This window comes from Methylophaga thalassica (genome assembly GCF_030159795.1).
Lineage (GTDB): Bacteria > Pseudomonadota > Gammaproteobacteria > Nitrosococcales > Methylophagaceae > Methylophaga > Methylophaga thalassica.
Window position 1 is genome coordinate 586,013 of the sequence record NZ_BSND01000003.1, and the last position, 15,275, is coordinate 601,287.

Genomic DNA, 15,275 nt, shown 5'->3' on the forward strand with positions numbered 1-15,275 from the left:
GGCATACGTAATTACACGGATTGTAATTTATCCTGTAACTAGGTAACTTACCGATTATTGTAGATTCTTCAATTTATTCACGCTCATTCTCTGGAGGTCGGGAAAAGCATGACTAGGTTTAAGCAGTATGATAAAAGTGATGATGCCATCGTCTCTTCCCCTCCAAGCCGGGCTTCTTTAACTCCACCTGCCGTTCTACGTGATTTAGCCAAACAGTGTGATGTACGTTTTAATGGCAATGAACCCTGGGACATTCAGGTTCATCATCGTGATGTTTACTCCCAGATATTAACCAAAGGCTCATTAGGCTTTGGTGAAAGTTACATGGATGGCCTTTGGGACTGTGAACGCCTGGATGAGCTTTTTTATCGAATCATGCGAGCCAATATTGAAGAACACCTGGTCGGTGTGGGCAAATTTGCATTAATTTTTCAAAGTCTCCGTCATCGTTTTTTTAATTTGCAAACCGTCAAGCGCGCTTATCAGGTCGGTGAGCAGCATTATGATATTGGCAATGATGTGTTTGAAGCCATGCTGGATCCGACGATGAGTTATTCATGTGGTTTCTGGCAAAAGGCCGATACACTGGAACAAGCCCAGGTTGATAAGCTCGACATGATCTGTAAAAAACTGCAGCTCAAACCTGGCGAGAAACTACTTGAAATAGGCTGTGGCTGGGGTGGCTTAGCCAGACATGCAGCAAAAAATTATGGTGTTGAAGTGTTAGGAATCACCATATCTCAAGAGCAGCAAAAATTAGCTCAACAACGTTGCCAAGGCTTACCTGTAGAAATTCGTCTGACTGACTATCGCGACTTAGATGGCCAGTTTGACAAGATTGTTTCAGTGGGGATGTTTGAGCATGTGGGTGAAAAAAATTACCCCATTTATTTCGACACCGTAAATCGTTTACTCAAAGACGATGGTTTGTTTCTTCTGCATACAATCGGGATATACAAAACCATCCACCGTGTGGACCCCTGGATTGATAAATATATTTTCAGAAATGGAAAACTGCCTTCAGCTGAGCAGATAGCAGGGGTTTTAAACAAACGTATGGTGATAGAAGATTGGCATAACTTTGGGCAAGACTATGCGCTGACACTTCTTGCCTGGTGGGACAGGTTTGAGGAAGCCTGGCCAGAGCTGTCACAAAAATACAGCCAGCGTTTCTACCGTATGTGGAAATATTACCTGATGAGCTGCGCCGGATTCTTCAAGTCACGCCAGGGTCAGCTATGGCAAATTGTTTTGACCAAGCGTGACCGTTTAGAAACGTATCGATCTATTCGCTAGTTATTCATGAAGCAGCACATTGAGTTGATCGACCACCTCTGCCCAGTCTGAGTCTTGTGATAAACACTCCTGAATGAATGCCTTTTGTGAGGCTGTCCAGAACTCAGCTTGTTCGATAGGCTGTTCTGGCTCTAGCTTATGCTGTTTTATGAACTCATCCATAGCTGCAGAACTATTATCCAAACCCAACTGAAGAAATAAATTTTCCAGTGAATGCAAACTTGTATCCATGGTAATACCTCTTGTTTTCAAAAGTCTTAATTGTCTTTCATATTAGTACAATAGCTAGTTCCTGGCTTTCAAATTTATAACTAATTTTACTTATTGCCCCAATCTAAGCGTAAAATCAAAAAAAAGCTTAAATTAGTGTAAACTATTGCACACAACTTAATATGGTGTGATTGTTATGGAAAAAAGATTGTTTACCACTACTCAACTTGCCAGCTTACTTGGTGTTACCGCCAGAACCATACAGCTATGGGCAAATAACGGCTTAATTAATGTTGTAAAAACACTGGGCGGCCATAGACGAATCTCTGAAGATGAAGTGATTCGACTCGCTGAGAAATTAGGGAAACCGATTCCTGAAGAGCTAAAAATATCTAAAAACTCGACGATCAATCTGAACGCTGAGCTGACAGTTTTACTTGTTGATAAAGACCGTGACCTATCTAAATTATATGAATCCCAGTTGCTGCAGTGGCAGGAAGGCTTACCGACCAATATCCACATAACAGATTGTGGCTTAGATGCGTTGATTATGTCTGGTCTTCATAAACCAAACCTCATTATGGTTGATTGGGATATGGATGATATCGATGTGATAAATATGGCTCGTGCTATCAGAAAGAACAACGAAACCCAGCATGCCAAAATTATTATCATGACCCAACACGATAAAGCGGCTTTAATGAAAAAGCTGACCCTGCCAGACAATGTGATTTTAGAAGAAAAGCCGGTATCTTTTGCCTTGATAAAACGCTTACTTGAAAAACAGACAGGATAAATGGCTAGCTGTGAATTTAAAGTGGTAGGGGAAACAAGCTACCAATTTACGAGTAGGAGAGAGACTGTTTTATCTATGCCTTTAGTGAAGCTGAGCAAGTTATCTGCTATTCAGGGTAAGCCGTTAAAACTTATCTTTTGTTATTTGCAGAGCTCAAACAAAGATAATTGGTCGATTCATAAAACAGTCATAATTGAATGCTATATTTTCTAAATCGCGGGTATCAGTTACACCTCTCTCTTACTCTCCTCGGCTTCAAATTGTTGCTTTTTAGATGCCCGCTTTTTTTCTATGGCAAGCCCCACTTAACAAAACATTACACCCCTGATGTCATCCAAAGTGGGCGTTTGCCGCCCCAAGTTTTATCCAGCGATTAAGCTATACAGAGCAAGGTTTTTACCATGATTGCAAAACGGATAAATGTATTAGCAATTAACAAACAGTAAAATTTGTTAAAACAATCCAGAAAAAGTTTCTTGGATGTTAGTGCTGGCATGAATTTCTAAAATAATCGAAAGCCGACAGACATGACTATATAATCATGTTCTTGTTAAGCTATTGAGAAATATATAGATTTATGAGAGCTAGATATTAGGTTGGTACCGAGGGTGGGAATCGAACCCACACTGAGTTTCCCCAACCGGATTTTGAATCCGGCGCGTCTACCAGTTCCGCCACCCCGGCAACCTAAGCGCGAAATTATAACGTCTAGCTATGTCGATGGGAAGACCGATTTTGATTTGTTACTGACGCTAAAATCTAACTGGTTGATAGTAATAGCTAAAGGTAGATTTATTCCACACGAATCATGGTGATTTGTATTAATTAAATGCTGTTTTCATAGACATTTTGCTATGATCGCGCCATGAAAACGAGTGACTTCCAATTTGATTTGCCCGAAGAGCTGATCGCCCAATATCCTTCTGAAAACCGAACGTCCAGTCGATTATTGTTTTTGGATGGGAATAGTGGACAGCGTCAGGATTTACAATTTACCGATCTTTTATCTCTGCTGAAACCGACTGATTTATTGGTGTTTAATAACACCAAAGTCATCCCTGCACGACTGTTTGGCGTGAAGGATAGTGGTGGCAAAGTGGAAGTATTAATTGAACGTGTACTTGATGAAAGTCGGGTGTTAGCCCATATAAGAAGTAGTAAATCGCCTGCTGCAGGCCGTCATTTACAACTGGAGGGCGCCCTTGATGTAGAAGTGTTGGGCCGTCACGATGCCTTATTTGAACTTAAGTTTCACGGTATTGAGTCTGTTATTGATGCATTAGAAGCGTATGGACGACTGCCGTTACCACCTTATATTGAAAGGGAAGTTGATAAGGAAGATTTAGACCGTTATCAAACCGTTTATGCCCGAAATGTCGGTGCGGTAGCAGCACCAACAGCAGGTCTGCATTTTGATGAAGCGTTATTAAATAGAATCCGTGAAGCGGGTATTGAAACAGCAGAGTTAACTTTGCATGTGGGCGCTGGTACATTCCAACCTGTCAGAGTGGATGATGTTCGGTCGCATCAAATGCATAAAGAAGTGATCGATGTCAGCGAACAGGTGGCAGAACAAGTCAAAGCAACAAGGGCACGCGGTGGTCGTGTAATTGCAGTGGGCACTACCAGTGTTCGTGCTTTAGAGTCGGCTTCTGCTAATGGCGAGATTTCAGCTTATCAAGGTGAAACGGATATTTTTATTTATCCCGGTTACCAATTTAAAAGTGTTGATGCCATGGTGACGAATTTTCATCTGTCTGAGTCAACATTATTAATGCTCGTCTCTGCTTTCGCAGGTAAACAGCACATCATGGATGCATATCAGCATGCTATCCAGCAGCGTTATCGGTTTTTCAGTTACGGTGATGCCATGTTTATAACAAGGAATAATAATGAAGTCGTTGGATAATGTTCGTTTTGTGCTGGTAGGGACAACGCACCCGGGTAATATTGGTGCCGCTGCCAGAGCAATGAAAACGATGGGGATAACGAATTTACATCTTGTCTCGCCAAAAATTTACCCAAGTGCTGAAGCGACTACGCGGGCATCGGGTGCTGATGATGTATTACACCGTGCCGTGGTTCATGATAGTCTCGATGAGGCTCTGGTTGGATGTCATTATGCTTTTGCGATGAGTGCACGCTTGCGTCACTTGCATGTGCCAGTGATGAATCCACGTGAAGCCGTCACGCAACTTGAAAAATTCGATGATGACACGCATATAGCTATTGTGTTTGGTCGTGAACACTCTGGCCTCTCTAATGAAGAGATCGATCGTTGTCAGTACTTAGTTAATATTCCTGCCAACCCGGACTATAGTTCTTTGAATCTGGCGGCCGCTGTACAAGTTGTGGCCTATGAACTCAGAATGAGCTTTCAGCCCAATATTGATCATGGCCGAATTGGTGAAGAGCGTGAAGCGATAACAGCCGACGATTTAGCTCACTTATATGATCACTTTGAGCGTTCATTAACGACGATTGGTTTTCTGGACCCAGAGAATCCACGGTATTTATTACGGCGGATTCGTCGCTTATTCAACCGGGCTGATCTGGATCGTAATGAACTACAAATTATGCATGGTATTTTGCGTGCAGCAGAAACCAAAGCGAGGAAAGAATGACAGAAAATATAAGCCGTTGGGAACGTATCAAAGAAGATATTTCTTGTGTATTTGATCGTGATCCAGCAGCGCGTAATGTCTTTGAAATTGTCACAACTTATCCTGGTGTGCATGCACTGCAATGTCATCGGTTGAGCCATTGGCTGTGGCGTTCAAACTGGAAGTGGTTGGCGAAGTTTATTTCCTCGATTGCTCGTTGGCTGACAGGGATTGAAATTCATCCTGGCGCGAAGATTGGCCGTCGCTTTTTTATCGACCATGGCATGGGTGTCGTGATTGGTGAAACCGCTGAAATTGGTGATGATGTGACGCTTTATCATGGTGTGACATTAGGTGGTACATCATGGAAAGAAGGCAAACGTCACCCTACGCTGGGCAATAATATTGTAGTCGGTGCCGGAGCGAAAGTGCTTGGGCCTATTACACTTCATGATGGTGCTCGTATTGGCTCTAATGCCGTGGTGGTTAAAGATGTGGCATCAGGCGACACCGTTGTGGGTGTGCCGGGCAGGGTCGTTAAAACGAATCTGAGTGAAGATGAAAAACAACGCCAGAAACTGGCTCAGTCTGTGGGCTTTGATGCCTATGGCACATCGAGTAAAACCATGGACCCGGTCGCTACGGCTATTCATGGTTTAATTCAGCATGTTCATGCGATGGATAAGCGCGTTGATGCCATGTGCAAAACAATTCACAGGCTCGGAGGCGAGTTACCAGACGTGGAAATGCCGGATCTGGAAGGCTGTGATATCTATAAAGATAATGAAGAGAATAAAAGTTGACTAAAATAGTCAGGCATGTAAACTTTACTGGATAAAGTTTATTCTGGATTGGTAAGAATGCGTTTAACCACAAAAGGTCGCTACGCGGTGACTGCGATGCTCGATCTCAGCCTCAATTATGGCGTAGGCGCGATAACACTGGCAGATATTTCAGAAAGACAAGGTATCTCTTTATCTTATCTGGAACAGTTATTTGCCAGACTGCGAAAACAAGGTCTTGTTAGCAGTTCTCGTGGTCCGGGTGGTGGATATCGATTAAGTCGGGCGGCAGACACCATTACTGTTTTAGATGTTATCTCTGCTGTTGATGAAAAAGTGGATAGTACCCAGTGCGAAGGCCGACAAAATTGTCATGGCCATGAGCAGTGTTTAAGTCATGAGTTATGGCAAAGCCTAAGTGATCAGATTCGTGTGTATCTTGATGGCATTACTCTGGCTCAAGTTGTGTCTAACTTTGAGAAGAGTCGAAACGGCGAGAAAGTCATCGCATTTGATATGATTTAGCTTATTCGGCGACTGACTGCATCTGCTGTTAAGTAGTAGACTTTTCCAATCCAATTATTCAATGTCAATTGATGAGTGCTTTTGTTCTCATTCAGATTGAACATCCTTAATAAGCTAGCGTCTTAATCACTGAGTGATATAGGTGAAAATATGATTACATTGACAGAATCTGCCATTAACCGTGTCAGAGATATGATGACCAAACGTGCTTCAGGTGTCGGTTTAAGAATCGGTGTCGTCAAAAGTGGTTGTTCAGGTTACAGCTACGCACTTGACTATGCAGACGACGTGTCTGCTGACGATGTCGTTGTTGAACAGGGTGATGTCAAAGTCGTTATTAATGAAGAGGCCATGCCGATACTGGATGGTATGGAACTCGACTTTGTTCGCGAAGGGTTAAACCAGAGCTTCAAATTCCGAAATCCTAATGTGGTTTCTGAGTGTGGCTGTGGTGAAAGTTTCAGTGTCACCAAATAAGCGATAATATTTATTCTCACTAGTGCCCGCTACATGCGGGCATTATTGTTTTTAGCACCATGAATTTAAATAAAGCTCAGTATGAGCCAGTTAATATCTAGTGAATAACATGACAGAACTAAGTAACCTTGAATTTGATGCCGCTCACATCTGGCACCCTTATACCAGCGTGACCAATCCGCCTCTATTACACGAGGTTGTGTCAGCAAAAGGCGTGAGATTAACTCTGGCTGATGGTCGTGAAGTGGTTGATGGCATGTCATCCTGGTGGTCAACCATTCATGGCTACAATCACCCGAAGCTTAATGAAGCCGCTCATCAGCAAATAGACTCGATGTCTCATGTCATGTTTGGTGGGCTGACACATGCACCGGCAGTCAATCTTGCCAGAAAGCTTGTAGAGATTACTGATGACAGTTTGCAGTATGTATTTTTAGCCGACTCAGGTTCTGTGTCTGTTGAAGTGGCGATTAAGATGGCCATTCAATACTGGTTCGCTCAGGGCAAAGCCGAAAAACATCGACTGCTAACGTTTAGAAATGGCTATCACGGTGATACGTTTGGCGCGATGTCGGTCTGTGATCCGGTTAATGGCATGCATAAGATGTTTGAGAAAGTGCTGCCGAAGCATTTGTTTGCTGCTGCACCAGAGTGTCGGCATGATGCTGATTGGCAGGACAGCTATATCGAAGATTTCAAACAATTGGTGGAAAAACATCACCATGAATTAGCCGCTGTTATCGTCGAGCCTTTGGTTCAAGGGGCGGGCGGTATGCGTGTGTATTGTGCCGAGTATCTTCGTCAGATCCGTGCTTTATGTGATGAATTTAATATCCTGTTGATTTTTGATGAGATTGCGACTGGCTTTGGTCGAACGGGCTCCATGTTTGCTTACGAACAGGCTGGTATCGTTCCGGATATTATTTGTATGGGTAAAGCTCTGACCGGTGGTTATATGACGCTGGCGGCGGTGATGTGTAATCAGCGGGTGGCTGATGGTATTGCGGCAGATGGCTCAGGTGTGTTGATGCATGGCCCCACCTTCATGGCGAATCCGCTGGCTTGCCGTGTGGCAGCTGCCAGTATTGATTTGCTGTTGGAGAGTGATTGGCAGACCCAGGTATCAACTATTGAGAACAGGCTTAACACTGAGCTGACAAAATATCGTGATCATGAATTAGTCAAAGATGTCAGAGTTAAGGGCGCGATAGGTGTGGTTGAATTGAATGAGCCTCTTGATGAAGCGATGGATTGGCTGCCCGGATTTATTATTGATCAGGGCGTCTGGATCAGACCATTCAGAACCATGATTTATATTATGCCGCCTTACATTATCGATGAATCTGATCTTCATTTGTTATGTGATGCTATAGGCAATATTTTGAATAAACTGAGTTCCAACTGATTATTGAGCCATATTCTGCAGAGAGCAGCGTGTCTGCCTTAGCTGCTTTATCGTTTGATAAGCATAATCCTGAGTTGAATCAAGCAATACGCTGATGTGACTTTTTAGGCGGTTTACTATTATGTACTCACGTTGTTACTCCTAGAAACAACGCACCCTAAAAAGAGGAATTGATTATGTGGACTAAACCAGAATATTCAGATATGCGTTTCGGCTTTGAAGTTACTATGTATATTTGCAATCGTTAAGATTGATAAATAATAATAAAAAAGCCCTTGGAGTTTGACTTCAAGGGCTTTTTTTATTTTTCCGATTGGTTAATCGGTTTTATCAATCATACTAATAGAATTAAGTCGTTGTACCTATTTATCTACCTCGACTACAATGCGAACTGTCACTTACGACACTAATGCAAAATTTAAGGAGCAAATAATGTCTACACTGATTAATACAGAAATCAAACCATTTAAAGCGAATGCTTATCACAATGGTGAATTCATCGAAGTTTCAAGTGAAGACCTGAAAGGTAAATGGTCAGTTTTCGTTTTTTACCCAGCTGACTTCACTTTCGTCTGTCCTACAGAATTAGGTGATGTTGCTGATCACTATGCTCAACTGCAAGAAATGGGTGTAGAAGTTTACTCAGTATCAACTGACACACACTTCACTCACAAAGCATGGCACGATGCATCAGAAACCATCAAAAAAATTAAGTTCCCAATGATTGGTGACCCAACAGGTGTTATCAGCCGTAACTTTGAAGTGATGATTGAAGAAGAAGGTCTGGCACTTCGCGGTACATTCATTGTTAACCCAGAAGGTGTTATCAAAGCCGCTGAAATTAACGACCTGGGTATTGGCCGTAATGCCAAAGACTTAGTTCGCCGTGTGCAAGCTGCACAATATGTTGCAACTCACGATGGTGAAGTATGTCCTGCTTCTTGGCAGCCAGGTGAAGAGACTCTGTCTCCATCATTAGACTTGGTTGGCAAAATCTAATCAGGCTATATCGACCTGTCCGGGCATTGCCCGGGCAGCGTCACTAAACTACTTATTGATTAAGGTAAATTATTATGTTGGATGCAAATATCGCCGGACAACTGAAAGGTTATCTGCAAAACATCAAACGCCCAATTGAATTGATTGCGGCATTAGATGACAGTGCTAAAGCGACTGAAATGCGCGATCTATTGCAAGAAATCGCCGATATGTCAGCGGACATCAGCTTTATTGATGATGCTGATAGCGATTCACGTAAACCGTCGTTTCAGATTAAACAACCCGATGGACAGGAAAAAATTCGATTTGCCGGTATTCCTATGGGCCACGAATTTACATCGCTGGTGTTGGCTCTGCTACATGTCGGTGGGCATCCAACAAAACTCGATCAGGAAGTGATCGACCAGATTAAAGGGCTGGAAGGGGAATATCACTTTGAAACGTATATTTCGCTTTCATGCCAAAACTGCCCGGAAGTGGTGCAGGCATTAAATGTGATGGCGGTTCATAACCCGAATATTTCGCACACTATGATTGACGGTGCGTTATACCAGGAAGAAGTGGATCAGCGAAAAATTATGGCGGTGCCTACTGTCTATTTGAATGGCGAGAATTTTGGCTCAGGCCGTATGAGTCTGCCTGAAATTATTTCCAAATTAGACAAGGGTGCGGTTAAACGCGAGGCAGAAAAAATCAGTGCGAAACAAGACTTTGATGTACTGATTGTCGGTGGTGGCCCTGCCGGTGCGTCAGCCTCTATTTATGCTGCACGTAAAGGGATCCGCACAGGTATCGTGGCTGAACGTTTTGGCGGCCAGGTAATGGATACTATGGCGATTGAGAACTTCATTTCTGTCAAAGAAACGGAAGGACCTAAGTTAGTAGCGGCTTTAGAAGAACACGTCAAAGAATATGAAGTGGACGTGATGAATCTTCAGCGGGCAAAAGGTCTGAAAAAGAATGGCAAGATGATTGACGTTGAGCTGGAAAGTGGAGCGACGCTGTCTAGTAAAGCCGTTATCTTAGCGACAGGTGCTCGTTGGCGTGAACTGGGCGTACCCGGTGAGAAGGAATACCGTGGTCATGGTGTGGCTTACTGTCCTCACTGCGATGGTCCTTTGTTTAAAGGTAAACCTGTTGCTGTGATTGGTGGTGGTAACTCAGGTGTGGAAGCGGCGATTGATTTGGCGGGTATTGTTGGTCATGTGACATTGCTTGAGTTTAATGGTGAGTTACGCGCTGATGCTGTGTTACAGAAAAAGCTGTTCTCGCTTGATAATGTTGAAGTCATTACCGGTGCTCAAACCACGGAAATTACCGGCGATGATGGCAAAGTTAATGGATTGGTGTATATCGATAGAGCGACTGAACAAGAACATACGGTTGAATTAAATGCTGTGTTTGTTCAGATTGGTTTGATACCGAATACTGATTGGTTAAAAGGCACTATCGAACTCAGTAAATTTGGTGAGATTGAAATTGATAACCATGGCCAAACCTCATTACCCGGCGTGTTTGCCGCAGGTGATGTGACGACCATTCCATACAAGCAGATCATTATGGCAATGGGGGATGGTGCTCGAGCTGCACTAGGGGCATTCGATTACCTGATTCGTAATGACTTTGACGAAAAAAGTGAAGCAGCCTAGGACTTAATCCTGTTTGTTTCAAGAATAAAAGCCTGCTGATAAATCTCAGCAGGCTTTTTTTTTGCAAAGTACTTAACGTTTTTGCAAAAACGGTTTTTGTTTGATGTTGTTTTGTTGCACCATGTTAGCTTTTTTGAATAGGACAGGGAGGTGTAATGAAAAAAGTATTTTTTGTGTTAGCCCTTATTATTATTGCTGGATTAGGTGTTTGGAAATACAAACAACAGCATTCTTCGACATCAGCGATTGTGCGGTATGTGCCTGATGACACAGCATTTTATATGGGTGGGACGACGAGCAAGTCGTTAGCTGATTTTTTTGTTGACTCGCCAATTTTAGGTTTTTCTCCATCAGAAAAACGTGCTTTAAATGAAATTCAGTCAGAACTCCTCACGGCTGATACACCTGCCGCAAAATTTCTAAACGCCTTATTGACCGACTACACTGAAAAGACAGATGGCACTTATGGTGCGTTTAGTGACTATTTTGGTTTAGCTTATGAAGGTGACTATGCGGTTTACTTACATGGTTTGGTCCCTGTCATTAACATGCCCATAGCGGATAAACAAAAAATCGTTAATCTGTTTAAAACCATCTCAGAAAAAGTGGGCGTGAATTATCAAGAAAAAACCTTAGCTCAGCAATCGGTTTTAAGTTGGGTGATTGATAAAAATGATCTGCAATTAATTCTAGCCACAACTGATTCTTCCGCTATTGTGACCATGATTACAGCCAAAGATACGGAAACAGACATTGATGAACGTCTCGCCCAGAAACCCGTACCTGTTTCTTTTGAGGAAACCTTAGCGGATATTCGTGAGCAGCAGGATTACACCGACGATTTGGTGTTTATGTTTGATATTGAAAAATTACTAAAAGGCCTGTTCACCGCTGACAACTCAAGGGCTTCACAAGATTTCAAACGCTATTTTTCTGATACGCCATTAGCCAAAAAATCACTAAATGATCCAGCTGCTCAACTATGCCAGGCCGACACATTAAAACTGGTTAGTCAGGCACCACGGGTACTGATGGGCTATAACGATATGGAAGTGAAGGGTAATCAACTCATTGCTAAAGTAAATGCTCTATTAGAGATAAACAATGAGATGGTCATCAATGTTCTGGAAAGTTTACAAGGACATATCCCAAATCATGTGGGCAATCCAGGCGATAAGATTACCAGTCTGGGACTGGCTCTCGATATGGATAACTTAACGCCTGGCGTTACCAAGTTATGGACGGCATTTACCAACGCTGATTTTAGTTGTCCAGATTTGCAAGAAGCCCAAATTAAGTCTAAACAGATGAGTCCGATGGTCTTAGGTGCACTTACTGGGATGGCCCAGGGTATCAAAGGCGTGGGTCTATCATTATTTGATTTAGAACTGGATGCTGAAAGTGAGCTTCCTCTGAGACTCGATTTTTTATTTAGTGTTGAAACGAGCAATCCAACCGGGATTTTATCGTTATTACAAATGGTGCCTGAATTGGCCAGTATCCGTATTCCAGATGATGGTAGTGAGGTGACTTTAGATCTGCCATTACCCGTGGACTTCCCGGTTTATGCGGCTATTAAAGGCTCACATGTGGTTGTTTATAGTGGCGAGAAAGGGAAACAAGCTGTCGCAGCAATCAGTTCTGAAGACCTAAGCCCAAATGCGCTAGGCTTCGGTTCAAGCATGAACTACACAAAAGTGGTTGAGCTTATTGAAAAGACTGACTTTAGTGCATTGCCAGGAACCAGTATGGAAGGGTGTATGGAAATGTACTCTACACTGGACACGTTGCGTGGTACGGAAATGCAATTAAGTTATCAAACTGCAGTCGAGCAGCGTGGTTTGAGCCTTGACGGTAGCATGATCCTCAACAAACCACAGTTGAAAACAAGCGATATCGATATCACTGGCCAGTGGAAAACCGCTTATCTGGATGATACCTGTCACTGGGTGTCAGATGGTGCTGAGCAATGGAATGAGGACGGCACGGGTAGTTATAAGGAAAGCAATGATGCAGCAAGCTGTGATCTTTACAAATCTAACTACCAATGGGAAAAAAATGGCAGAACACTTACGCTAACTGATATCTCAGCACCACAATACCGTGATTCTTGCCAGGATGAGTGGCAGCAGGAAGCGACTAAAGAAACACTGGTGTGTGAAATGATCAATATCAAAGAAGACAGCTTTCAATGTCTGTATTTCATGGATGGAAGTGAACCTTTTATCTACCAATACACACGTTAATAGCTTATTGATTAGATAATCATCTGATTATGTTGCCTCGTCAACCAGCTCAAGCAGGTTGACGAGGTTCATTTTTATGGCGAGGCGAGTCAGTTCAATATCGCTGTTGACCCCTAATTTCTTTTTAATGATGTAGTGTGAGTTGGCTACCGTTTTTGGGCTGATGTTCAATAAGTCAGCTATTTCCTGACTTGATTTAGCCTCGAGCAGAAGTCGTAATATTTCAAACTCTCTAACGGTCAGTTCATCAATGGCTGATTGATCTTGTCCTAATTTTTCCATTGCCAGCGCCTGAGCGATATCGGCACTTAAAGTATGTTTATTATTGCTTATCTGCACGATGGCACGAATCAAAACTTCCGGATCACTGCTTTTAGTAATATAACCTAGCGCACCAGCTCGAGTGGCTTGCAGGGCAAAGCTGGGATTTTGGTGCATGCTGAATACCAGGACTTTCGCCTGATTATCAAACTGTCGAATCCGTTCAATGGCTTTCAGACCACTTTGACCGGGCAGGGAAATATCCATCACCACCACATCAGGACGATGTTCTTTATAGAGAGAGTAGGCCTCAGCACCATCACATGCTTCAGCAATGACTTCGAAATTGGCTTGTTTCTGTAATAATGCACGATAGCCTTCTCTGACGATGGCATGATCATCAACTAACATAATTCGAATAGAGTTGCTCATAGTTTGGTTTCCGGTTTTGGGTTCATCGGCAAGATAATGGTGACAACCAGGCCACCGTTGGTTTGTGTATCCAGACTGAGATCACCCCCTAGGGCTGCCACACGTTCATGGATACCGAGTAAGCCCAGACCATTGCTGCTAGAAAAGGCACTTAAATCAGCGATACCATCATCTTTAATGATCAATGATAAAAGTGTGCCATCTTGAATATCCAAGACAACGTCAGCATTTTCAGCACTGGCATGTTTGGCAATATTCGTCAGGCATTCCTGCACGATTCTATAAACATGCACGGCCAAAGTCTCTGGTAAGTCATTAATGCTGCCACTGAGTGATAGTACGTAGTTGGTTTTCCCTGAACTACGTTGATTCCAGCTTTTTATGAGTTGTTTCAAACTGGTTTCCAGCCCAAGTTCATCCAGTTCGGCTGGCCGTAAACGCGTTAACAAATCACGTAGTGCACTCATCATATGTGCAGTAATGTGCCGAATGGACTGTATTTCATCAACCAATTCTGGACAGGATGATTTTGCTGTTTGTGAAACGGATGTCGTGACCGCATTGATACCGGCAAGACACTGGCCAAATTCATCATGTAACTCACGCGAAATATAACGATGCTCTTCTTCCTGCGTGTTCATAATCTTAATAGACAGCTGTTTGTTTTCTGCCAGAATATTTTGCTGAGTACTGACCAACGCATTGATAGCATGGCTGGTGCGTTTCCACTCAGCGATATCAAAATCTGGTAAGCGCACAGATAAAGCACCGGCCCGCATTTTTTCCAAGCCGCTAACAATATCTTTTGCCGGTTTTAACATACGATTAATGGTGATAAATACCAGACAACATAATGCCAGGATGGTCACTACCAGAACACCGAGTGCGGCTTGTAAATTATGCCAGGCACGGGCTGTTTCAATATCGACATTTAGGGTCACCAGTATCGTGCCGTACTTTATTGCGTTAAAGCTGACAGAACGTTTCACTTCCACACCGGGGTTAAAAAACTGTGCATAAAAATGCCCGAACCAAATGGGATAATTTTTATTCGATGTTTGTGTGGCGTTGCATAAACTACGCTGACGGCTTTGCGTACGTGATAAAAACTGAGTACATGAACCGGGCACACTTTCAATTTTTTGCCACAAACCAATATCAGGAAAAGACTGAGAAAAGTCATAACGTTGAAACATTTGTAACAGTTGCTGTCTGATTTGATGCTCTATCCGGGTTGCAGTCGACTCGGCCTCACTCAATGCCTGCTGATTAGTTTGATATAAGACATACCAGGTACTGCCAATAATACAGATGATCGCGATAATCAAAATTCGCACAAAGAGTTGGAGCTGTAGATTCATCTGTTTTTCACTAATATAAAGATAGAACTAGTCTAGGAGTAATCCTGACATCTGCAAAGTGCTGTTTCAGGCATCGGGAAATTTGCCCGATGATACTAGGCATATTTCGGCTGAACACAGATTAGGATACAGTTCTAATAGCATTCATTGATTGAACATGGTTCGTATCTAAACGCATTCGTTTTTATATGTATAACGAAGCGGTCTGAATGAGAAATTAAATAGATTAATTT

General features: G+C 42.8%; 15 protein-coding genes and 1 tRNA gene. 12 read left to right on the forward strand and 4 right to left on the reverse strand.

What is annotated here, in order from left to right; translation table 11 throughout:
• The first annotated feature begins 108 nt into the window (after positions 1-108).
• Entirely contained in the window at positions 109-1,296 is a 1,188-nt protein-coding gene (cfa, locus tag QQL60_RS03065; RefSeq protein ID WP_284722388.1) for a cyclopropane fatty acyl phospholipid synthase, read from the forward strand.
• On the opposite strand, the gene QQL60_RS03070 is transcribed toward cfa, so the two are convergent.
• Positions 1,297-1,527, reverse strand: coding sequence for a DUF2789 domain-containing protein (locus tag QQL60_RS03070; protein WP_284722389.1), 231 nt, complete (start codon positions 1,525-1,527; stop codon positions 1,297-1,299).
• A 175-nt stretch (positions 1,528-1,702) separates the two neighbouring features.
• On the opposite strand from QQL60_RS03070, the gene QQL60_RS03075 reads away from it, so the two are divergent.
• A complete protein-coding gene (locus QQL60_RS03075; protein ID WP_007145549.1) occupies positions 1,703-2,302 on the forward strand; it encodes a helix-turn-helix domain-containing protein in 600 nt (199 codons plus the stop codon).
• A 597-nt stretch (positions 2,303-2,899) separates the two neighbouring features.
• Here the strand turns inward: QQL60_RS03075 and QQL60_RS03080 are convergent.
• Positions 2,900-2,986: transfer RNA gene (locus tag QQL60_RS03080), tRNA-Leu, on the reverse strand.
• Between the two features lie 181 nt (positions 2,987-3,167).
• On the opposite strand from QQL60_RS03080, the gene queA reads away from it, so the two are divergent.
• The 10 genes from queA (at position 3,168) to QQL60_RS03130 (ending at position 12,988) form a co-directional block, all read left to right on the forward strand.
• On the forward strand, positions 3,168-4,211 hold the full coding sequence (gene queA, locus QQL60_RS03085) for a tRNA preQ1(34) S-adenosylmethionine ribosyltransferase-isomerase QueA (protein WP_284722390.1): 1,044 nt from the start codon (positions 3,168-3,170) through the stop codon (positions 4,209-4,211).
• Positions 4,195-4,926, forward strand: a complete 732-nt coding sequence (locus tag QQL60_RS03090) for an RNA methyltransferase (RefSeq protein WP_007145546.1) — start codon at positions 4,195-4,197, stop codon at positions 4,924-4,926. The genes queA and QQL60_RS03090 overlap by 17 nt, the downstream gene beginning before the upstream one ends.
• Positions 4,923-5,708 carry a serine O-acetyltransferase gene (cysE, locus tag QQL60_RS03095; RefSeq protein WP_007145545.1) on the forward strand — a complete coding sequence of 262 codons (786 nt, stop codon included), beginning with the start codon at positions 4,923-4,925 and terminating at the stop codon, positions 5,706-5,708. The genes QQL60_RS03090 and cysE overlap by 4 nt, the downstream gene beginning before the upstream one ends.
• A gap of 57 nt (positions 5,709-5,765) precedes the next feature.
• Positions 5,766-6,212, forward strand: coding sequence for an Rrf2 family transcriptional regulator (locus QQL60_RS03100; RefSeq protein ID WP_007145544.1), 447 nt, complete (start codon positions 5,766-5,768; stop codon positions 6,210-6,212).
• Positions 6,213-6,362: 150 nt separating this feature from the next.
• The gene (locus QQL60_RS03105; protein ID WP_284452101.1) at positions 6,363-6,689 is read left to right on the forward strand and encodes a HesB/IscA family protein; all 327 of its coding nucleotides are present in this window, start codon (positions 6,363-6,365) and stop codon (positions 6,687-6,689) included.
• 109 nt (positions 6,690-6,798) lie between these two features.
• Entirely contained in the window at positions 6,799-8,094 is a 1,296-nt protein-coding gene (bioA, locus tag QQL60_RS03110) for an adenosylmethionine--8-amino-7-oxononanoate transaminase (RefSeq protein WP_284722391.1), read from the forward strand.
• Positions 8,095-8,270: 176 nt separating this feature from the next.
• Positions 8,271-8,342: a pyrroloquinoline quinone precursor peptide PqqA gene (gene pqqA / locus QQL60_RS03115; RefSeq protein ID WP_081443609.1), complete on the forward strand. Its 72-nt coding sequence runs from the start codon at positions 8,271-8,273 to the stop codon at positions 8,340-8,342.
• 184 nt (positions 8,343-8,526) lie between these two features.
• Positions 8,527-9,093 carry an alkyl hydroperoxide reductase subunit C gene (gene ahpC, locus QQL60_RS03120; RefSeq protein ID WP_007145541.1) on the forward strand — a complete coding sequence of 189 codons (567 nt, stop codon included), beginning with the start codon at positions 8,527-8,529 and terminating at the stop codon, positions 9,091-9,093.
• Between the two features lie 74 nt (positions 9,094-9,167).
• Positions 9,168-10,742: an alkyl hydroperoxide reductase subunit F gene (gene ahpF / locus QQL60_RS03125; RefSeq protein ID WP_284722392.1), complete on the forward strand. Its 1,575-nt coding sequence runs from the start codon at positions 9,168-9,170 to the stop codon at positions 10,740-10,742.
• A gap of 155 nt (positions 10,743-10,897) precedes the next feature.
• Positions 10,898-12,988 carry a hypothetical protein gene (locus QQL60_RS03130; protein WP_284722393.1) on the forward strand — a complete coding sequence of 697 codons (2,091 nt, stop codon included), beginning with the start codon at positions 10,898-10,900 and terminating at the stop codon, positions 12,986-12,988.
• 27 nt (positions 12,989-13,015) lie between these two features.
• Here the strand turns inward: QQL60_RS03130 and QQL60_RS03135 are convergent, their stop codons facing one another.
• Positions 13,016-13,681 carry a response regulator gene (locus QQL60_RS03135; RefSeq protein WP_284452097.1) on the reverse strand — a complete coding sequence of 222 codons (666 nt, stop codon included), beginning with the start codon at positions 13,679-13,681 and terminating at the stop codon, positions 13,016-13,018.
• Complete coding sequence (locus tag QQL60_RS03140; RefSeq protein WP_284722394.1) at positions 13,678-15,042, reverse strand: sensor histidine kinase; 1,365 nt, start codon at positions 15,040-15,042, stop codon at positions 13,678-13,680. The genes QQL60_RS03135 and QQL60_RS03140 overlap by 4 nt, the downstream gene beginning before the upstream one ends.
• Between the last annotated feature and the right edge of the window lie 233 nt (positions 15,043-15,275).